Annotated in this window: 22 protein-coding genes; 6 read left to right on the top strand and 16 right to left on the bottom strand. The window is 45.0% G+C overall.

The window, feature by feature from the left end:
• Positions 1–181 precede the first annotated feature (181 nt).
• A complete protein-coding gene (locus QUB20_RS12950; protein ID WP_333246579.1) occupies positions 182–1414 on the bottom strand; it encodes a phospholipase D family protein in 1233 nt (410 codons plus the stop codon).
• A 443-nt stretch (positions 1415–1857) separates the two neighbouring features.
• Positions 1858–2346 carry a hypothetical protein gene (locus QUB20_RS12945; protein ID WP_333291394.1) on the bottom strand — a complete coding sequence of 163 codons (489 nt, stop codon included), beginning with the start codon at positions 2344–2346 and terminating at the stop codon, positions 1858–1860.
• 116 nt (positions 2347–2462) lie between these two features.
• On the opposite strand from QUB20_RS12945, the gene QUB20_RS12940 reads away from it, so the two are divergent.
• Together QUB20_RS12940 and QUB20_RS12935 are read left to right on the top strand one after the other, a co-directional pair.
• A complete protein-coding gene (locus tag QUB20_RS12940; protein WP_190735550.1) occupies positions 2463–2675 on the top strand; it encodes a helix-turn-helix domain-containing protein in 213 nt (70 codons plus the stop codon).
• 54 nt (positions 2676–2729) lie between these two features.
• Positions 2730–2942, top strand: a complete 213-nt coding sequence (locus QUB20_RS12935; RefSeq protein ID WP_333210174.1) for a helix-turn-helix transcriptional regulator — start codon at positions 2730–2732, stop codon at positions 2940–2942.
• A gap of 29 nt (positions 2943–2971) precedes the next feature.
• Here the strand turns inward: QUB20_RS12935 and QUB20_RS12930 are convergent, their stop codons facing one another.
• The 12 genes from QUB20_RS12930 to QUB20_RS12875 all read right to left on the bottom strand — a co-directional run bounded on the left by QUB20_RS12930 (position 2972) and on the right by QUB20_RS12875 (position 11229).
• Positions 2972–3346, bottom strand: a complete 375-nt coding sequence (locus tag QUB20_RS12930; protein ID WP_333227483.1) for a hypothetical protein — start codon at positions 3344–3346, stop codon at positions 2972–2974.
• A gap of 16 nt (positions 3347–3362) precedes the next feature.
• Positions 3363–3566, bottom strand: a complete 204-nt coding sequence (locus tag QUB20_RS12925) for a hypothetical protein (protein WP_190657376.1) — start codon at positions 3564–3566, stop codon at positions 3363–3365.
• A 74-nt stretch (positions 3567–3640) separates the two neighbouring features.
• Positions 3641–3826: a hypothetical protein gene (locus tag QUB20_RS12920; protein WP_333246575.1), complete on the bottom strand. Its 186-nt coding sequence runs from the start codon at positions 3824–3826 to the stop codon at positions 3641–3643.
• A gap of 334 nt (positions 3827–4160) precedes the next feature.
• Entirely contained in the window at positions 4161–5111 is a 951-nt protein-coding gene (locus QUB20_RS12915) for a F0F1 ATP synthase subunit gamma (RefSeq protein WP_006631110.1), read from the bottom strand.
• A 323-nt stretch (positions 5112–5434) separates the two neighbouring features.
• The gene (atpA, locus tag QUB20_RS12910) at positions 5435–6952 is read right to left on the bottom strand and encodes a F0F1 ATP synthase subunit alpha (RefSeq protein ID WP_333037344.1); all 1518 of its coding nucleotides are present in this window, start codon (positions 6950–6952) and stop codon (positions 5435–5437) included.
• 111 nt (positions 6953–7063) lie between these two features.
• A complete protein-coding gene (atpH, locus tag QUB20_RS12905) occupies positions 7064–7609 on the bottom strand; it encodes an ATP synthase F1 subunit delta (protein ID WP_333102795.1) in 546 nt (181 codons plus the stop codon).
• Positions 7610–7612: 3 nt separating this feature from the next.
• Positions 7613–8140: a F0F1 ATP synthase subunit B gene (locus QUB20_RS12900; protein ID WP_190657386.1), complete on the bottom strand. Its 528-nt coding sequence runs from the start codon at positions 8138–8140 to the stop codon at positions 7613–7615.
• 87 nt (positions 8141–8227) lie between these two features.
• Entirely contained in the window at positions 8228–8713 is a 486-nt protein-coding gene (locus tag QUB20_RS12895) for a F0F1 ATP synthase subunit B' (RefSeq protein WP_006631106.1), read from the bottom strand.
• Positions 8714–8810: 97 nt separating this feature from the next.
• Positions 8811–9056: an ATP synthase F0 subunit C gene (gene atpE / locus QUB20_RS12890; protein ID WP_242717122.1), complete on the bottom strand. Its 246-nt coding sequence runs from the start codon at positions 9054–9056 to the stop codon at positions 8811–8813.
• Between the two features lie 127 nt (positions 9057–9183).
• Entirely contained in the window at positions 9184–9942 is a 759-nt protein-coding gene (gene atpB / locus QUB20_RS12885; protein ID WP_242717111.1) for a F0F1 ATP synthase subunit A, read from the bottom strand.
• Positions 9943–9997: 55 nt separating this feature from the next.
• The gene (locus tag QUB20_RS12880; protein ID WP_333246574.1) at positions 9998–10450 is read right to left on the bottom strand and encodes an ATP synthase subunit I; all 453 of its coding nucleotides are present in this window, start codon (positions 10448–10450) and stop codon (positions 9998–10000) included.
• A 329-nt stretch (positions 10451–10779) separates the two neighbouring features.
• On the bottom strand, positions 10780–11229 hold the full coding sequence (locus QUB20_RS12875; RefSeq protein WP_333246572.1) for a nitrate reductase associated protein: 450 nt from the start codon (positions 11227–11229) through the stop codon (positions 10780–10782).
• Positions 11230–11394: 165 nt separating this feature from the next.
• Here QUB20_RS12875 and moaA point away from each other — a divergent pair, with 165 nt between their 5' ends.
• A complete protein-coding gene (gene moaA, locus QUB20_RS12870; RefSeq protein ID WP_333246570.1) occupies positions 11395–12384 on the top strand; it encodes a GTP 3',8-cyclase MoaA in 990 nt (329 codons plus the stop codon).
• A 527-nt stretch (positions 12385–12911) separates the two neighbouring features.
• Positions 12912–13754 carry a hypothetical protein gene (locus tag QUB20_RS12865; RefSeq protein WP_333246568.1) on the top strand — a complete coding sequence of 281 codons (843 nt, stop codon included), beginning with the start codon at positions 12912–12914 and terminating at the stop codon, positions 13752–13754.
• Positions 13755–14185: 431 nt separating this feature from the next.
• Here QUB20_RS12865 and QUB20_RS12860 read toward each other — a convergent pair whose 3' ends face one another.
• Entirely contained in the window at positions 14186–15571 is a 1386-nt protein-coding gene (locus QUB20_RS12860) for a hypothetical protein (RefSeq protein WP_333246566.1), read from the bottom strand.
• A 1095-nt stretch (positions 15572–16666) separates the two neighbouring features.
• The gene (locus QUB20_RS12855; protein WP_333246564.1) at positions 16667–18196 is read right to left on the bottom strand and encodes a YifB family Mg chelatase-like AAA ATPase; all 1530 of its coding nucleotides are present in this window, start codon (positions 18194–18196) and stop codon (positions 16667–16669) included.
• Between the two features lie 265 nt (positions 18197–18461).
• Here QUB20_RS12855 and QUB20_RS12850 point away from each other — a divergent pair, with 265 nt between their 5' ends.
• Both QUB20_RS12850 and psbA read left to right on the top strand, forming a co-directional pair.
• On the top strand, positions 18462–18809 hold the full coding sequence (locus QUB20_RS12850; RefSeq protein ID WP_333246562.1) for a histidine triad nucleotide-binding protein: 348 nt from the start codon (positions 18462–18464) through the stop codon (positions 18807–18809).
• A gap of 545 nt (positions 18810–19354) precedes the next feature.
• Complete coding sequence (gene psbA / locus QUB20_RS12845) at positions 19355–20437, top strand: photosystem II q(b) protein (protein ID WP_333246561.1); 1083 nt, start codon at positions 19355–19357, stop codon at positions 20435–20437.
• The last annotated feature ends 200 nt before the right edge of the window (positions 20438–20637 follow it).

Raw genomic sequence — 20637 nt, 5'->3', positions numbered from 1 at the left:
ACTTTTAGCAAAGACTTAAGATAAGTATACACTCTGAAACAATAAATTCTCTTTGATTTTTTGACAATTAATGGCACTTTTGCAAGTAGCCTGCTATTACTATTATGGCCGGTAAAGACGATGATTTTATCCCATAACCATTGTAAAATTAAGTTGGTATTGAGAACACAATGATGGCACATTAAATGGATTCTCTGATTTCTTTTAGCTTTTTCTTTAAAATGATGGGATCTATTTCTTCTATTTTTTCTATTTCTTTTAATAGTATGTCAATTTTTGATTGCATCTTCTTAGCTTTTTCTAGCCCTTTTTTATAATTGGGATCTTTCAGCATTTCCTGATATTCCTTAACTGCGTTTTCCAACATATTTAGAGTTGCATACTCTAATTCAGGGTATTGATACCTTTCTATATATTCCTCATACTCTTCCTCAGCTATTTTTATCTTTTTATACTCTTCTTTCTCAAGGATTTCACGAATATCACCAGAAAGCTCATGAGTTACTTTTTTTGTATATATTACAAAACATCCTTCTTGATAGGAACTGTGAGACCTAATTTCACCAATTTGGAATATCTTGTTTTCTGTTAATAAGAGGCATAAAGAACGTTCGGGAAAATCCACTTTCGCTTGCTCTATAGTTTTGTGTGAAAAGTGAAACCAATCTATCTTTTCACTATCATTAGCGAGATTAATTGCCTTGGTAATAGGATCATTATCTTTCAAGACACCTAGTTTAATGAATTTACCATTTGGTCTCGGTTGATCTTGATTTACAGGCGTAGAGTTTTCTTGAGACGGTGGGATAACTTCATCTTGATCTTTACGAGAGTGTTCTTTATTATATTGTCTTTCATACTCCTTAATTCTTAGTTGATTCCACAGATGCGATTCACTCTTATATTTATTTGACCAACGATCAATCAATCCTTTTGTTAAATTTAAGTTATGGATACTAATACATAATTCTCCCTCACATTCAAGACCTACCTTGGTTAGATTAGATGACCCTATGATAGAAAACCCAATTTCTCTATTGTCATTGTCTCTAACATGACGGCCTAAAAAACAATAGGCTTTGACATGAAAGTTATTTGGGGGACATATAAAACGAACAGACTTAGCTTTAACATTCATTGATTTTTTATCGAGAAAATTTATTAAATTTTCGATATCACTAGGTTTATTAAAATAATTTTTTGTTCCGATCGCAATCACAACTTCCGTATTTTCATTTAAATAAGGGTGTTCAAGAATCTTTTTTACTTTTTTCACCCCATCATCACTAACAAAAGCAGAAAACAGATAAATTTTATCCCAAGAGTATTCTTTACAATTTAATAAAAAATCTATTGTCGTTTCCAAGCTTTTTTGACGGTCTTCCAAAATTACAAATTTTCTAATAACACTCATTGTAAATTACTCCAATTAATTGATATAAAACTTTTTAGGTAAGATGTAAACCACGATTATCTTCCCTAAAACTGCGCGATCGCAATAAAGTTGACTAAAAACATAATCAGCCAACTCAATCAAAGCCTACTTCGACTCCGACGGCGGCAACCCCACCAAACGCATAACCGCAGACTGATCGGACTTAGCCTGTAATTCCCGCGATCGCCTGGGATGTTTGAAAGGTTACTCATGGGCTTAACAAGGGATAGAGAGGGAAACGCATGGAGAAATTATAACTGTTGCAGTCGAGCTTGAACCAATTTTTGAATATTTGTGGCAGAGATCGGATTTATGAGAGTTACGCACAGCAAAGAAACCGGGTTTTTCACTTAGTTAAAGGCTGGGATGCCGTATTTTCGCAAAAAAACCCGGTTTCTAATCACCCGTGTTTTAGTCATAATTTAAAAATGTTGCAGCAGAGATTTTTCTTGGGCGTAAACCTTTCGCAGCGACTCCAGCCCGATCGCACTTAACATCAATTTAATCACCCCCACCAATTCCCCCCACTCCAACAATTCAGAAACACAAACAGCTTTGTGAAATCTATCCGCATAGAAATCCACCCAAAAATCCGGCGCGTGTCTCTCTTTCTGACTCGCCATCCGGCGCTTCCAATAACCAAAATCTAAACCAGAGGGCGATTCCACTCCCAAAACTGGCGGAAAGTCGGCATAACTCACAAACCGACTCATGCCTTTGGCGTGCACGTACAGGATATGCGCCCAGCACTCGAAGCGATATATTTGTTCTACCTTGATTTTCAGCAGCCGCGCGATCGCCTCTTTCGTCACAAACCGGCTCAATCTGTGTCTGGGGGTTGATTTTGGTCGAAAGCTTGCTAACATGGTTGATACATCCCACTTGATGGGAATTTTCAATGGTTGATACATCCCACTTGATGGGAATTTGATTTGAATAGGCGATCGTCTTTAAGTTTTCCAGACGTTGGGGCGATCGCTTTTTACGATAAAACCATCTTATGATGGTGTACCATCATTTGTCAAGTATGGGTTTAGTCAGATTAAAAGTCAGAGAACTAGCTAGCGAGAAAGGCTGGACGCTGAAAGAAGTTTCAGAACGATCGGGAGTAATTTACAGCACCGTCAGACACTACGCCCGCTGTCCGGGAGTGTCCACCATTGACTTTATTTCTATACACAAATTGGCTCGCACCTTTGATGTAATGATTGAAGACTTGGTGGAAATTGTGCAGGAGTGAGCGATCGCTTGTTACGATAAAATTTTATCCCTGACTAAATCTAGTTTTTTGTCAATGGGTTTAATTAGATTGCGGGTTCGAGAGTTGGCTGCTGAGAAAGGTTGGACGATCAAAGAGGTTTCTGAGCGATCGGGCGTAGTCTACAGTACGCTCAGAACCTATGCCCGATCGCCCGGATTAGCAACTGTTGACGTGACAGCCTTGCATAAGTTGGCAAGGACTTTTGATTTGTCGATCGAAGATTTGTATGAAATTGTGCAGGAGTGAGCGATCGCTTTTAGGAACTAATTATCCACTCAATATTGCTCGACAGTTGCTAGCATCTGATTGACAGACTCACCCCGTTGTAGCGCTTCCCAATCAGATGTAACAGGTTGGTAAGAACAGTAACACACCACAATTCGCTCCTCAGTATCGGAAGCAGAAAACTGCTGAACGCGAGTAACTACCCAATCTCCATCTTTCCCGTGGGTGACTCCATTACCGGGGTCAGATAGATTTTCATAATCGCGGGTTTTGTCCCCTACTTGAGGAATTTCTGGGTTTTCTTCCCAAGTCCAATTTTCCCAAAGTATATTAGTGAGACCGCCCCTCGGCATAAGCTGACGTTTTTCCCAGCCCGGAGCACTCATGCTTTCGGTTTTGTAGACAATCCAGATTTTTTTTGCCATTTTTCCTCCCTTTCCTTTAATCTTGGTAATCTTGCCACATATCCTGAAACGAGGTTTGTTCCCCGTCAAACACGCAAGCCACATCAGGGGGGGTGTTACGAGTCACTCGGATTTCTTTTAACCGCCAGTGGTATTTTTCGCCCATCTTTTCGCAGAGTTCGGGATCTGTAACATGGTGTACGTTTTCTGGCTTTGGATTCGGTACGCGATCGCTCCTCACTTCAGACTTCCCTTACAGTTTAAAAACTAAATGTCTTGCCCTGTATGCGATCGCTCCACCACTGCACACAGCAGCTATGTGTTGGTTTGGTTTTGACTTGCTTCTATTTTTGGTTGCTCAGCCTTCATGACATATTGCTCCATAAATTCCAGCAAAACATCCCTCATATTTTTACCGTCCCTAGCAACAGCCGACTTAAATCGGTTCCGCAGCTCCGGCGGCATTTCTACTCTAATAGCCACAGTCTTGTTTTCATCCATACAGGCTCAAGGCTTTACAACATATACATTTTTACATTTTTATGTAGTTTGCCTAAAAACCAGCTTTTTGCATACAGGTGCATTGTTGTAACTATATGCTTTAGTGCATACTAATGCAATAGTGCAAAAAATGCCGTTTTCCGCGAAAAACGCTACAGAGCGTTAATTTAAGTCCTTTAGGTATGATTTACGCTCATAAACCCGGTTTCTGCAAAAAATCTTGAGTTTGGCTTTGTTAGTACATTGTGGTCAATTGTAACAACTTTATAAATAAAAAAAGCGCCTGAGCTCTCCCAGACGCATACCATAAAATCAACAAATTATCAACCCTAACCTAACCATTCAAAGCCTCAGCACCGCCGCAAACTTCCAGGATTTCCTGAGTAATTGCCGCTTGCCGCGCCTTGTTATAAGTTAGCGTCAAACTACCGATCAAATCGCTAGCATTCTCACTAGCATTGTTCATCGCAGTCATCCGCGCTGCCAACTCGCTAGCAGCAGACTCTTGCAAAGCCCGCAGCAATTGGTTGTTCAAATACAAGGGCAAAAGAGCCTCCAGAATTTGCGCCGGATCTTGCTCGAAAATCATGTCTCTGGGCAAACTCTTCGTAGGTGAAGCAACCTTCTCGCGCGATACTTGAAACTGTCCGCCTTGCGATGTCAAGCGGAAGATTTCATCATCGGGAGTTTCCAAACCTTGGGGGTCGAGGGGCAGCAAAGTTTGAATTACCGGACGCGAACTAATTAGCGACACAAACTTGGTGTAAATTAGCTCAACTCTGTCCACAGTTCCTGACAGGAACAAAGAAAGCAATTCGTCAGCAATTTGCGCGGCTTCCGGTGCTGTGGGAATTTGTTCTAAGTTAGCGTAAGTAGCATCAATCGGCTGTTCGCGGCGCTGGAAATACTGAGTAGCTTTGCGTCCTACCAACACGTATTTGTAGTCTAAGCCTTCAGCTTTGATTTCCTTAGCGCGATTTTCGGCGTATCTGATGATGTTGCTGTTGTAACCGCCGCACAAACCCCGATCGCCCGAAACTACCAACAGTCCCACCGATCGCACTTCGCGTTTTTTCAGCAGCGGCAAATCCAGGTTTTCAAACTGCAACCGTTCCGCCAAACCGTATAATACCTCTGCCAGTCGATCGGCAAAAGGCCGAGTAGCAGTCACCTGTTCTTGAGCGCGGCGCACCTTTGCAGCGGCCACCAAGCGCATTGCTTCTGTAATCTTTTTAGTGTTCTTGACCGACTTAATGCGATCGCGAATAGTTTTCAGATTTGCCATAATTTTCTCCTTTTTTCTTAGCCTTTATTCTGAGTTCTCAGCGGTAGTAGGGACACTCCAAGAGCCCAAAGCGTGTCAACTTAAGCTTTGAGTCCGCCAGTCTTTCCGCTCACCCGCTAGTCCGCCAGGGGTTGAAACCCCTGTCTAATAGCTAAAGTCCTCTAAAAGAGGACTAATGAGTTGAAAAATTATTCTTCTGGGTATTCAGTCCTCTTAAGAGGACTTTCGCTTTGAGGCAGGGGTTTCAACCCCTGCCGGAATGTGGGTTTTACCTTAAGTTGATACCAAGGGGTATTGCCGTGTCCCTACAGATTTCGTGCTAATTACGCAGAAACTAAGAAACTTTGCTTGTATTCAGTGATGCCTTCTTTCAGCAGCTTCTCAGCTTCATCAGTCAAAGCTTTTCCGCCTTGAACAATTTCGCCGTACTTCGGCTTGCTAGTCCGCAAATAGTCGCGCAAACCAACAGTAAACTTGCTGACTTTTTCCACTGGGATGTCATCCATATAGCCGTTAATACCGGCATAGATTACAGCCACTTGTTCGTTCATCGGCAGAGGCGAACTTTGGGGCTGTTTCAACAGTTCCCGCAAGCGCTGGCCGCGCGACAATTGATTTTGAGTAGCTTTATCCAAGTCAGAAGCAAACTGAGAAAATGCTGCCAGTTCTTCAAACTGCGCCAATTCCAATTTCACCTTACCGGCTACTTTTTTCATTGCCTTAGTTTGAGCCGCCGAACCTACCCGCGATACCGAAATACCGGGGTTTACAGCAGGACGCAAACCAGCGTTAAACAAGTCAGAAGAAAGGAAGATTTGACCGTCGGTAATCGAAATTACGTTCGTCGGAATGTAAGCAGAAACGTCGCCAGCTTGGGTTTCGATAATTGGCAAAGCAGTCATGCTGCCTTCGCCTAAATCGTCGCTCAATTTAGCAGCGCGTTCTAGCAAGCGAGAGTGCAGGTAAAACACGTCTCCGGGATAAGCTTCGCGACCGGGAGGACGGCGCAGCAACAAGGACATTTGGCGGTAAGCTTGTGCTTGTTTGGAAAGGTCATCGTAAATGACCAAAGTGTGCTTGCCTTTGTACATGAAATACTCGGCTAAGCTAGCACCTGTGTATGGAGCCAAGTATTGCAGGGTTGCGGGGTCGCTAGCGTTGGCTGCTACTACGATCGTGTAGTCCATCGCGCCCTTTTCTTGCAGGACGTTGACGATGTTAGCTACTGTAGAAGCTTTTTGACCGATCGCCACGTAAACGCAGATCACGTTTTCCGATTTTTGGTTGATGATTGTGTCGATCGCGATCGCAGTTTTACCGGTTTGTCTGTCACCGATAATCAGTTCCCGCTGTCCTCTTCCCACCGGAATCATCGCATCAATAGCGGTAATTCCTGTTTGCATCGGTTCGTAAACAGAACGGCGAGAAACAATGCCCGGTGCCGGAGATTCAATCAAGCGAGATTCAGTAGTTTTAATTTCTCCTTTGCCGTCAATCGGACGGGCCAAAGCATCAACTACCCGTCCCAACATTGCTTCACCCACGGGGACTTCAGCAATTCTGCCAGTAGCAGTAACTGCCGAACCTTCTTGAATGCCGAGGCCTTGGCCCATCAACACTGCACCCACGTTATCTTGTTCGAGGTTCAGTGCAATGCCCACGGTGCCGTCGGCAAATTCTAGCAATTCCCCAGACATGGCTTTATCCAAGCCATAAATCCGAGCAATGCCGTCGCCTACTTGCAGAACAGTACCGACGTTAGAGACTTTTACGTCTTGGTCGTACTGCTCAATTTGCTGGCGAATAATGCTGCTAATTTCGTCAGGTCTGATTGCTGCCATGTCAGTTGTTTTTTGTCAGTTGTTTGTTGTCAGTTGTCAGTTATCAGTTGTTCAAAACTACCAACCGTTAACTGCTAATTAAATTAGCTAATAGTCATCAGCTATTAACTCTCAGGAATTCAAGCGAATTCCTAGACGGCGCAATTGTCCCCGCAGGCTGGCATCAATTACTTGAGAGCCTACTTTGATTACCACACCGCCGATTAAATCTGCGTCTATTTTGGTTTCAATTTCTACGCTTCTAGCGCTGGTCATCGCCTGCACTTTCTCGCGAACAGTCTGCTGTTGAGCGTCTGAAAGCGGGACTGCCGATGTAACTTCAGCCAATACTGTTTGGTTTAGTTCTCGGAGCCTTGCCAAGTATTGTTTGCCAATCCCTTCTAAAAAAAGAATTCTTCCTTTGTCTACTAATAGCTTCAGAAAGCTGTGCATCAAGGGGCTCATTTCTTCACCCGCTATTTGCTGAATCACGGCTTTTTTAGCATCCGGTTTTACCAGCGGATTGGCTAAAAATTGACGCAAATCTTCCGAACCTTCTAGCAGGCTCAGCAAGGAACGAATATCTTCGCCGAACTTCTCTGAGAGATTGTTGGACTGAGCCAGTGACATCAAGGCAGATGCGTAAGGCTGTAAGACTTCTGTGCTGACTGTACTCACGTTTTAGCCTCCCAGTAACGCAATGCTGCGATCGATTAATTGGTGTTGAGCGCCGTCGTCCAAGCTAGTTTTTAGCTGGCTTTCCACCTTTGCTAATGCCAGAGATACAACCGCCGATCGCAGTTGGGCGATCGCTCTTTCCCGCTCCGCTTCCAACTCTTGACCTGCTGTTGCTCTCATCCGTTCAACGTCTTGCGCCGCCTGAGCTAGAATTGCTTCTTTTGCTTTCTTGGCAGTTTCTTCAGCAGCGGCACGAATTCGTTCGGCTTCTGCTTGCGCTTGAGTCAATTTTTGCTGTTGCTCTGCTAGAGCTGCTGCTGCATCTTTTTGGCGTTTTTCTGCATCTTGAATCGCCTCTTGGATGGCCGAACGCCTCTCTGTCAGGATTTTACCTACAAATCCGCGCCCGAAATAAAACAGCACTGCAATAATAATGACCAGGTTAATCAGGTTGGTTTCTAAAATATCGAAATTTAAACCGAAACCACCTTCGCCGCTAGCTTCTGTGGCTAGCAATAAAACAGTCCCCATGATACTCTTCCATAATTGCGCGTGCAGATTGGGTGAAGCTATTTTAGATTTGAGATTCTATCAAAAATCTAAAACTCTTCGGTCTCGCTATTTGGCCAGCGACTGCCCTAATAGCTTTTCGAGAATTTGGCCGCTGAGCGCGTCTACTTGTTGTTCTAGTGAGCGCATTGCTTCTTGCTTTTGCTGCTCTATTTCTTGCCCAGCCTTTTCTCGCGCGACTTGAGCTTCTTGTTGAGCCTCAGCTACTTTTGCTGCCCCAATTTTTTGGGCATCAGCTTGAGCAGCAGCAATTACTGATTGAGACTGTTTGCGAGTTTCTCCCAGTTTTTGCTCGTACTGCTGCGCTAGTTGCTGAGCTTTTGCCAAGCGTTCTTGGGCGGAGACTTGAGTGTTGCGAATGTAATCGGCGCGATCGTCAATTGACTTGCTGAGCGGCTTGTAAAAAATTACATTCAAGACTGCGACTAGAATTAAAAACTGCACCGCCATCAGAGGCAGCGTAGCATCTATATCAAACAGTCCCCCTTCCTTAGCCGCTTCTTCAACTGCTAGTAATACTGTCCAGTGCATCATGATTTTTTGACGGCTTCCATCTAATTCGCTTAATCGATTTTAGATTTGAGATTTTGGATTAGAATCGCCAAAACCTCAAATCTAAAATTTCAAATTATTATGCGAAGGGGTTGGCAAACAGCAGCACTAGGGCTACGACCAAACCGTAAATTGTGAGCGCTTCCATGAACGCCAAACTCAACAGCAAGGTGCCGCGAATTTTACCTTCTGCTTCCGGCTGACGGGCAATCCCTTCTACAGCCTGACCTGCTGCATTACCTTGACCAATGCCAGGGCCGATTGCGGCTAAACCTACTGCCAAAGCGGCGGCAATTACGGAAGCGGCAGCAACTGTTGAGTCCATGATGATTTTCCTTATCTAAAGTACAAAATTGAGAACAGATAGTCTACAGAATTGTCCGATTTAACGGGAGAAAGTTTGAGTTCAGAATTTTTTTTTTCCTCCTTCATTCTTCGCCGTTTATCGTTAGTTAATCGTGGTGTTCTTCGCCGTGACCGCCTTCTAGAGCTTCACCTATGTAGGCTGCGGCTAAGGTTGCAAAAATCAAAGCTTGAATTGCACTGGTAAATAGTCCCAGAACCATCACTGGCAGAGGAACAAATAAAGGCACTAGCAAGACTAGCACTCCGACCACCAATTCGTCCGCAAGAATGTTGCCAAACAAACGGAAACTCAGGGACAGAGGCTTAGTGAAATCTTCTATGATTTTGAACGGCAACATGAAAGGCACCGGTTCAACATAGTGGGCGAAATACCCCAAGCCGCTTTTGCTGAGACCTGCATAAAAATATGCTAGAGAAGTCAGCAGTGCAAATGCTACCGTCGTGTTGATGTCAGCGGTAGGAGCTCCCAATTCACCTGATGGCAGCTTAATCAGCTTCCAAGGAATTAGAGCGCCAGACCAGTTTGACACAAAGATGAACAGAAATAATGTACCAATAAACGGTACCCAAGGGCGATATTCTTTTTCCCCAATTTGGTTTTTAGCCAAGTCCCGAATAAATTCCAGCGCATACTCCATAAAATTTTGCATTCCGCTGGGAATTCGCTGGATTTTGCTGGTTCCTAAAATCGAAACTACGACCAAAACGGCAATTACAAACCACGAGGTTAGAAAAACCTGCCCGTGCACTTTCAGATTGCCCAGTTGCCAGTACAACTGCTGGCCAACTTCCAATTTGGCGAGGGGGAAACGATTAAAGGTGTTTAGAACGTCAAGCATTGCCATTCAACGGGCTTCCCCATACAAATCGATGAGTTGAGTTTTGCTCTTCTTACCTGACTTACCTGTAATCTAGTGCTAATGCACTTCGGATCACGTAAACCATCAGCGCAGCTTTGTAAGTCAGAAATCCCAAAAATATCGGTAAAATCTGTAGCTGATTCCACTGTGTTCCTACTATCATCACCGCGAAAAACAAACCGAGCCTTGTCTTGCTGATGCGTTGATTTTGGCTGCCGATTCGTTCAACGTCTCTAGCCAACATCTTTAAGTAAACCACACCTGTGACCGCCCCAAGCAAATAATTCAGGGCAATGTTGAGGGAGTAAAAAATCCAAACGGAGATAAAAATAATCGCCGTAAAAGCAAGGGTGTACGCCAACAACTCTTGTTGGAGGCGATAAAAGTCTTGCATGGGATTCGTTGTCTCGGACGAGACTGTCGAGACAGTGCCAGCTTGAGGAATATCCTCGGTTGCTGGTGTGGGTTCGGTGGGTGTGTTTTGCGTGTTCACGAAGCTCAGAAACTAATGCAGGTAGCAGGCGAGTGCTTTGCAAACTCAGAAAAATAATACCACGCTGCGGTAACAATACTTAAAATAAAATTAATCATATTTTCGGAATTTGGTGTCGGGCGCTTCGGAAACCTCAAGCCGTTAAATGTCCGATCGACCTCACCCTACCTCTCCCACCGCCACACTGCACTTGGTTACACATTGTTCTCTTTGTTCTCACTGAGTAAGCCTCACTTAGTGAGAAGTCACAGAGGACGATCGCCCGAATCGATGAGGTAACTCTCCCTTGTCTGCCTCTGCGCGCTACAAGAGTTAATTCAAATTCGAGCTCATTCAATAACCTTAAACTCTTGAAGCGCCGGGATGAAATTTTTATTCTCGTGGCTCGATCGACTAAGCTTAATCAAAGCAAATCGCTGTAGAGGCTGCAAACTCGCCCACTGTGCCAAAGAAATTGTCACGCCGAGCTCTTGCGCTTTTGCAGAAACCGACTCTGGTACAGTTGCAGCATCCATCCACGGGGGATTTTCATCAACCGCCAAATCAGTTCCCGGTTTGCCTGTCTGTTGAATTAATATTTGATTTAGCTGTTCTCGGTAATCAATAATTTCTGCTTTTGTCAAGCAAGGTAACTCTACAAGGATTTGACGTTCTGCTTGGTTAAAATGATTCCAATCCTGCAACTTTAATTTAATGCCGCAAGTATCTAATTTGAGACGTACTTGCATCGGGATGCAGCGCAGGGCTTCTACAAAATCGGCTTCAAATTCAAAGAACATAAATATACAAATTTGTGAATGAGATTTTTTTTATTAACCGCAGAGGGCGCAGAGGGCGCAGAGTAAGAGAAGAGAGAGAATTTGATGCAGGTTTATTGCTCTCTATCAATAATTGCAGAAAATCGAGTCAGCATTTATAATTAAATAATATTACAAACTATTGACATGGATACCGTAGACTACCTTCGGATTAGCTTGATAGACCGCTGCAACTTCCGCTGTCTCTACTGTATGCCGGAAGGTAGCGAGTTGGACTATGTATTGCAGCAGCAGTTGTTAACTCACTCGGAATTGCTAACTCTGCTGCGGGAAGTTTTTATACCCGTGGGATTTACCAAGTTTCGCTTGACTGGAGGGGAACCGCTGCTGCGGCCTGGGGTGGTGGAATTGGTAAGGTCGATCGCCTCGATGCCGGAAACGCGAGATTTGTCAATGACAACTAATGGCTTTTTGCTGGCGGGAATGGCGGAAAATCTCTACAATGCTGGTTTGCGCCGGATTAATATTAGTTTGGATTCCTTGGAACCAGAGACTTTTGATAAGATAATTGGTAGTCGGGGACGATCGCGATGGACGCAGGTTTGGGAGGGAATTCAAGCTGCTTATCAAGCTGGATTTGACCCGCTGAAACTGAATGTTGTGGTAATTCCCGGTGTGAATGACGGCGAAATATTGGATTTAGCGGCGTTAACAATTAACCGGAATTGGCACGTTCGATTTATTGAGTTTATGCCGATCGGCAATGGGGATTTATTTGGCGATAAAGGTTGGGTAGCTTCGGCCGAATTGCGGCAACAAATTAGCGACAAATACGGGTTAGCGGAGTCGGGTGTTCGCGGAAATGGGCCGGCGGATGTGTTTCAAATTCCGGGGGCGAAGGGCACTTTAGGATTTATCAGCCAAATGTCCGAGTGTTTTTGCGATCGCTGCAACCGGATGCGTTTGTCTGCTGACGGGTGGCTGCGGCCTTGTCTGCTGAACGAAACCGGGCAAATTGACTTGAAAACTGCTTTGCGGAATGGGGTGTCTACGGTTGAATTGCGCGATCGAGTGCGGCACATATTAGAGATGAAACCGGAAATTAATTTCAAACAGCGGGATTCGGGAACTACTCAAGGAAATTACAGTCGCACCATGTCTCAAATCGGTGGGTAATTGTCTTTAGTGCGATCGGTCATTTATGTACTTATTCCTAGGTTGGGTTGAGCTAAGCAAAACCCAACTCTCTATGAAAGTAACAAGTTGGGTTTCGTTCCTCAACGCAACCTACAACTACTATAGCAATCCTTGCAGGAGTCGTGATTTTTTACGACTCCTGCAAGGATTGCTATATGCTTGCACAGTAAGCATTATAAATAACTCATTTAGCCGATATTCTTTGTTGAAGTACGGCTAATTCTATGCCTTTGGGGACTTGGGAATCACTCTGAGGGTAGAGCCTGGTTAATACCTTAACGAGTTACATTGGATACAAATGAAGGAAAAACCAAAAGTTCTCTAAACTCCCTAAGCTAAAAGCTGTTAAGCATTTAAACTCATGAGCGAAACACCCAACGCTTACACCTGAATCTTGACAGTAAATCGAAATAAGTGATTTAAATGCTCAACAGCTTAGCTCAAGTTTTCAAACAAGGGCATCTCCTACAGACAATATTTTTTGAATAGTTGTGGCGAAGATAATTATGAAACCTAACGAAGAAAATAGCTCTAGCCGTGAAATTCATCAAGAAGTTCACACTGATGCAACTAACGGTCACGTCAGTACAACGCGAACCACTACAAGTGTTCCGAGTACAACGGGGAAGGCTTCTAAAGAAGCAGCTCATCACCAAGGTTATGTACAGGGTCAAATGGCGGAAAATCACCGCCAAGTTGGAGTCCAAGAAGTCCGCGATAATGAGAATGCTGGTCGCGGGTTACTGTTAGGAATTCTTCTTGCTTCTTTGGCAGGCTTAGTTCTGGGCAGTGTATATTACTTCAATCGGGGTGAGGAGGCTCCTACTCCGGCTTCTGCTCCTGTGATTGTTGTACCGAAAGCGAATCAGCCTTCAGCAACACCTGCTCCGACTCGGACTATAGAGAGAGAAAAAACGATCATTCAAAAGATTGTTCCGGTTCCGGTTCAACCAAGTCCAGCTCAAAACGCTACGCCTGATCCTCAACCAAGTCCAGCTCAAAACGCAACTCCGGCTCCTCAAACAAGTCCGGCTCCCAATATCAATATTACAATTCCAAATTCACAGCAGCAAGATGCACCCGCTCAGGAAGCAGCGCCGTCTCCATCTTCGCCGTCAAATAATACCAATACTACGGTTCCGACTCCGCAGAATGAGCCAGATTCCACTCCAACAACTCCAGCACCTGAGAGTTCAGCTACTCCATCTCCAACTCAAAATGATGGTGCTTCTGGAGCAGGTACCAGCGGCGAAACTAATACCGAAAGCCAGAGCGATTCTAATCCTACGGATACGGCTGTACCTGATAGCAACTCCGGCGCAGAGGGTGCGACTGGTTCACCACAATAAAAGTTTGATGTCGAATTAGTCCGCCAGGGGTTCAAACCCCAGACTCATAGCTAAAGTCCTTTAAAGCTGATATCTGGCACCATTCTCAAGAACAGGCAAGATGCCTGTTCCACAAAATATAAATTTTCTTGTGGAACAGGCCGAAAAGCCTGTTCATAAAAGGCTTATTGATAATGGTGCAACATATTAGTTAAAGAGGACTTTTTTTAGGGTTTAAAGTGAAATCTTGCACCATTATCAATAAGCCTGCTATAGGCGGGATATCCTGCCCAACCCCTACTCCCCACAAGAAAATGCACTTGTTGTGGAACAGGCTCGAAAGCCTGTTAAGCGAGAATAATGCAACATCTCAGACTAACCGCACATTGTGGCTGAACTCAAGAAACCAGGTTTCTGCGATGGAAAACGTTTTAAGATTTTGCCAACCTATCCTAAGAAACTGTTTGGTGAACTAATTTAACTTTCCCTAAAGCCGTCTTTCTGCTGTCAAATAGTTTCATCACCCCGGAGGAGATGGTCTCGATGACATCGGGAGAACAGTAAGAGAGAAACTCTTCCGAGGAAATATGACCGGCAAAAAACTCTTGAGCTTTCTTCAAAAAGTTTTCAGTTTCAGCAAAACCGATAGATTTGATAATAAACGTAGCTACGGGAGAGTTTTTAATATCATAGGGAGATTCTTGATTTCGTCCTATTGCTAACAAATTTAAAACCTCTTTTTCCAACTGAGTTTCTAATGGGTAGGCAATCTGTTTGTTGGGCAAGTAATCCTCCAAAACTGAGGTCTTAAATCCGGGTGCGCGCAATTCTCCCATCATAGTAGAAAGCGGAATATCGCGCCCCAAGCGGTAGGAAAGAGCTTCTAAAATGGCGATGGTAATTAGCTTGATACCCAGATAAAGTTTAGCAACTTCGATATTTTTGCGAGTTCGGGCAATCAGGTTAGCGTAGGTTGCATCGTCCGGCTCTTGCATAAACTGCTGGAAAACCAGCTCGGGTTTGAGGAAGTTCAAAAATCCTTCCATTTTTTGCAGAGACCTGCGATATCCGGCAACAGTATAGGAATTAACATTGGTCAATTCGTGGTTGGTTTCTGGCATCAAATTCCAGGTATTGTCTAAGAAATTAGAGGAATTTGGAGATGCAAAATTCTCGACATCTCTATTTGCTAACCTGACTGCACGCTTGACAATTTCTAAGGTTTGGGCATCGCTCCATCCCAAGTTAAAATCGCGGTTCGCACTTACCAAACGCTGGTACAAAAGTTCGATCGCACTCAAACCGCTGGGCGAAACGGGGCGAAAAGGGATAGTAGCTTCGATGCAAGCGGCGATTTCGGCGATCGTACTAGCTGGCAAAAAAGGCTCCAAAGATTTGGCAGCAATAACGGCACTCAAAAATTCGTTTTGGCCGCCAAACGGAGAGAGAGTCTTGCCGGGAATAAACCCAAATACTGAGGCCACTAGGTGATACATGGCATCGTCGGGCAGTTCGGTTTCATCTCTAATAACTAACTGTGATCGCACTTCTTTGACAAAAGGACAAAGGGCGCTGCTAATATTGAAACTAACCCCCTGATCGACTTGCACGTACACGAGGTCGTGAAACAGGGCAGCCAGCACCTCGATCGGATCGACTGACCCCCCGACCTCAAAAATGTGTTCCGACGTGTGAAAGTAGCGCCAAGGCCCTCTCATCGTTTGAATAATTAGCTCAGCTATCTGCTCCAGCTTTGGAATGTCTACTCGACCTCCCAATTGCTCGATCGAGCTTACCAAGCAATCCAAGCACCGTTTTTGTTCTGCGAAAAGCTCCATTTACACACCTCCAGTGCATTCCCTGATTGTCTTGCGCTTGATTGCATGGTATCAAAACGCGCTGCGATCGTGCCATAATTCGTCACTCAAAAATTTCAAATTTTAGGGTGAAACAGAGAGAGGGGGCGAGGGAAAGAGAAAGAAGGAGGAAGAGCGAGGGAGAGCGAGGGAGAGCGAGAGCGGGAAATTAAGTATTAAAAATTCTGCCGTTGTGGAGATTCGGGCAACTTGGGCGATCGGTATCATAAATTACAGTAAAAATGACAAAAAGTGGGTAAAAACTTGATGAATTTTTGAGGAAATTATGAGGGATTTTTGACAAAAGCTGTGGGTGGGTGGCATTGACACCAGCTTCAAGCTGCGGTGGTCTAAATACTGCGTGTGGCCTCAGAATAAGATTCCTAGACGTGCTGATAAACCTCTTGATATTTGGGCTGATACACTTCAGTTGATTAGCTTTCGGGTACTTGGTCTAAAGCTGCCGCGATCGCCAGTTTAACTGCTGCCTTGGTTTGCTGTCGCCTCACCCAATCTAACACTAACAGAACTTACGCAACTGTCAATCGATTTTAGATTTTAGATTTTAGATTTTAGATTGAAGCATTGACTTGCGCGAGATAAATTCGGGGGCTTGCTTATCGGATACACGTTTTTGATTTCTCCACGGATGAATCACGTGGCGGGTATCCTGGATGCTTTCGGTCACAAGTGATACTGGCACCATGCAGCACAAAATCAGACAATAAACATGGGAACATCGGGGCGTTTCAGTGGCTCAATTAAATAATGGGACAACATCAATCGAGCTTCAATACCCCCTTAATCCCTTCGTCCCCCTCTGCTGCGACTTCGTATGTTTAGAAGCAATTTAAATCGCCGAATCAACTGTTAAATACCCAACTTTTTTAAGAAGTCGGGGATCGGGGGATTGTGTCTTTTGAGCCGCTGCTGACAAGCGAATTTCAAAGGTGGTACCCGCCACGTGATTTATCCGTGGAATCAATCCCAAATCGAAAATCGAAAATCCTCAAGAAAGAGCATTTATCCGTGGGGTCGCCTCTAAAATCTAAAATCTAAAATCTAAAATCGATTGACTTACTGCATTCGATCGATCGTCCGATACTGCACCGCCTCCGCCACATGATTCGTTTTCAAGCTTTCATCCCCCGACAAATCAGCAATAGTTCTAGCAACCTTCAAAATGCGATCGCTAGCCCTCGCCGAAAGCCCCAATTTCCGAATCGCCATCTCCAATAAATTCCGAGAAGCATCATCCAACTGACACCATCTGTTAATGTGACTGCTTTGCATCTCCGCATTACAGCGCAAACTAGATTCCGACTGAAAACGGCGAGTTGCGAGCTCTCGCGCCCGCTGCACCCTCACCCGCACCGGTTCCGACTCCTCTCCCGTCGGCTGTCGCGTAATTTCTTCGGGTTTCAAACGATTAACCGCCACTTGCAAATCAATCCGATCCATCAAAGGCCCCGAAAGTTTTGCCCAATATTGCTCCCTCTTTTGCGGCGAACAAGTACACTGTTGAATCGAGTCCCCGTAATAACCGCAAGCGCAAGGATTCGTACTTGCAACTAAAGTGAATTGAGCCGGAAACATCACCGATTGTCTAGTCCGAGAAATCGTCACATAACCATCTTCCAGTGGTTGCCGCAAAAACTCCAAAACATCTCTTTTAAACTCAGTTAATTCATCCAAAAAAAGAATGCCGCGGTGTGCTAAAGAAATTTCACCCGGACGGGGAAAACTGCCGCCACCTACCAAAGAAGGGCCAGATGCCGAATGGTGAGGACTGCGAAAAGGTCGATCGCCCACCAAGCTTCCCTTATCCTTCAACAACCCCGCCACCGAATGAATCTGAGTCACATCCAAAGCTTCATCAAACGTCAGCGGCGGCAAAATACCAGGCAAACGCCTCGCCAACATAGTCTTACCGCTCCCTGGCGGCCCCACAAAAATTAAATTGTGCCCCCCCGCCGCCGCAATTTCCAAAGCCCGCCGCGCGTGAATTTGCCCCTTTACATCCTTTAAATCTAAACCCGAAAACCGCGTTTTTGCTAACTCTTCTCGACCGTTTACTTCTACAGGCGAATAAACTTCAGGATTGTTCAAAAAATCAGTAACTGCAAAAATATTCTCAAAACCATAAACAGATATTCCGTGCACCAAAGCCGCTTCTTGCGCGTTACCAGCCGGTACAACCAACCCTGAAATACCCATTTTTTGAGCAGCAGCGGCGATCGGCAAAACCCCAGCCACAGGCCGCAAACTCCCATCTAAAGAAAGTTCCCCTAAAAACAAATAATCTCCCAAAAGTTCAGCGCTGACTTGTTCGGATGCTGCCAAAATCCCAATGGCGATCGGCAAATCAAAACTCGGCCCCTCCTTCCGCAAATCCGCCGGAGTCAAATTAATCACAATACTCCGCATCGGAAAAGCATATCCAGAATTTTTCAGCGTAGCCTTAACCCTTTCTTTAGCTTCTTGCACCGCAGAATCGGGCAACCCCACAACGACGATTTTCGGTAGCCCCCCTGACACATCAGCCTCAACACCCACCTTTACCGCGTCAATTCCAACGATCGATGCACTCCAAACCCTAGCAAGCATTTTTCTTTATCCTTAATTTGCCTGTCCTTGATTCATCATCTATTATGATTAACAATGACTAATGAATATCGGGAGAGGCAAGAAAAACTTTTCCTTGCCTCTTCTTTTTCTCCTCTTCCCTCTCTCCTGCTGAGTCTTCCCTCTTCCCTCTTCCCCTTCTCCCTTCCGCCTTCTGCCCTCTTCCTTCTGCCCTCTTCCGTCAAACTCCATCCGTTAAATCCGTTACATCCGTTACACAATCCGTTGCCGAACTTCATTAACACCCATGACAACTCAAGAAACGCTTTTCAGCAAAATCATCCGCAAAGAGATTCCCGCAGACATCGTTTATGAAGACGACTTGGCCCTCGCGTTCCGCGATATCCATCCGCAAGCACCCGTCCACATCCTCGTCATTCCCAAACAGCCTATTGCCAAATTAGCCGATGCCGAGTCGGAAGATCATGCTCTCATGGGACACCTGCTGCTGACTGTCAAGCGGGTAGCACAACAACTCGGACTTAGCAACGGCTATCGCGTCGTCATTAATAGCGGGAGCGACGGCGGCCAAACTGTAGACCACATGCACCTTCACATTCTCGGCGGTCGGCAGATGAACTGGCCCCCAGGCTAAATCCTAATTTTTACGCCGAACTTGCGGACTCATCCTCAGAAACCCGGTTGATTTCTATTGCCAAGCGCCTCAGAAACCGGGTTTCTTTTTTCGTCAATAAACCCGGTTGATTGGAGATTATTGAGAATGCAGCCCGCACTAGAAACCCGGTTTTCACTATTCTCCCGATAAAAATTTTTCCTCGCAGAATCCACAGGGTATATGTGAATAAATATTAAAAATTCTCTACCCCAGACGTAATTAAGAGATATTTAAACAGAAAGAGAATCGACCTGAACAAAAATAATTTACTAAAACTGCTGAACCCATCTACAGCTAATAAATTCAGTTCTTCAGGTCGCTATATTTAACCTGTTATGTGGGTAATATTGCTTTGTAAAAAACTACAAATATTTACCAATAATCCAGTTTTTGTAAAAGTTTGTAAAATGTTTAAATTGTCAGCAGAAATCCCTTGGCAAACTTTAGGGAATGGTGTTACTAATATAAGCGTGGGGCATCCCCACAACGAACCTTGAAAATTCAATTAAGCCATCATAAACCAAATGACAACAACCGTACAGCGTCGCGAAAGCGGCAACGTTTGGGAACGGTTCTGCGAGTGGGTAACTAGCACGGAAAACCGGATTTACATCGGTTGGTTCGGCGTCTTGATGATTCCTACCTTGCTGAGTGCCACCATCTGCTACATCATCGCCTTCATCGCTGCTCCTCCAGTAGACATCGACGGCATCCGCGAACCAGTTGCTGGTTCCTTGATGTACGGCAACAACATCATTACTGGTGCTGTTGTTCCTTCATCGAATGCGATCGGGCTTCACTTCTATCCCATCTGGGAAGCAGCTTCTCTGGATGAGTGGTTGTACAACGGCGGCCCTTACCAATTGGTAGTATTTCACTTCCTGATTGGCATTTTCTGCTACATGGGTCGTGAATGGGAACTGTCCTACCGTTTAGGTATGCGTCCTTGGATCTGCGTCGCTTACTCTGCACCAGTTGCAGCAGCAACCGCAGTATTCTTGATCTACCCGATCGGACAAGGCAGCTTTTCTGACGGTATGCCCTTGGGTATCTCCGGCACCTTCAACTTCATGATCGTGTTCCAAGCCGAGCACAACATCCTGATGCACCCCTTCCATATGTTGGGAGTAGCTGGTGTCTTCGGCGGTGCTCTGTTCTCCGCCATGCACGGTTCCTTGGTAACATCTTCTTTGGTTCGCGAAACAACCGAAACTGAATCTTTGAACTACGGTTACAAATTCGGTCAAGAAGAAGAAACCTACAACATCGTTGCAGCCCACGGCTACTTCGGTCGTTTGATTTTCCAATACGCGAGCTTTAACAACAGCCGTTCTCTGCACTTCTTGTTAGGTGCATGGCCTGTTGTCGGCATCTGGTTTACCGCTTTGGGTATTTCCACGATGGCGTTTAACCTCAACGGTTTCAACTTCAACCAATCGATTATCGACTCGCAAGGTCGCGTGATCAATACTTGGGCTGATGTCATCAACCGCGCTAACCTGGGTATGGAAGTAATGCACGAGCGCAACGCTCACAACTTCCCCCTCGACTTGGCTGCTGGTGAAACAACTCCCGTAGCAATGGTTGCTCCTTCTATCAATGGCTAAATTTAGCTTTTGATTAACAAAAAGCGCTCCTAGAAATAGGGGCGCTTTTTGTTTGGGCAAGTAGAATTGGATAGATTTCCTTCTGTTAAATCCGTTAAATATCACATCTTGCACCATTCTCAGGAACAGGCTTTCCGGCCTGTTCCACAAAGAGTGAATTTTCTTGTGGAACAGGCCGGAAAGCCTGTTCATAAAAAGCT

Origin of the sequence: Microcoleus sp. B4-C2, assembly GCF_036705265.1 — a bacterium.
Taxonomy (GTDB): domain Bacteria; phylum Cyanobacteriota; class Cyanobacteriia; order Cyanobacteriales; family Microcoleaceae; genus Microcoleus.
The sequence above is the reverse complement of the archived record's forward strand: the minus strand, read 5'-3'. Positions and strand labels throughout refer to the sequence as shown.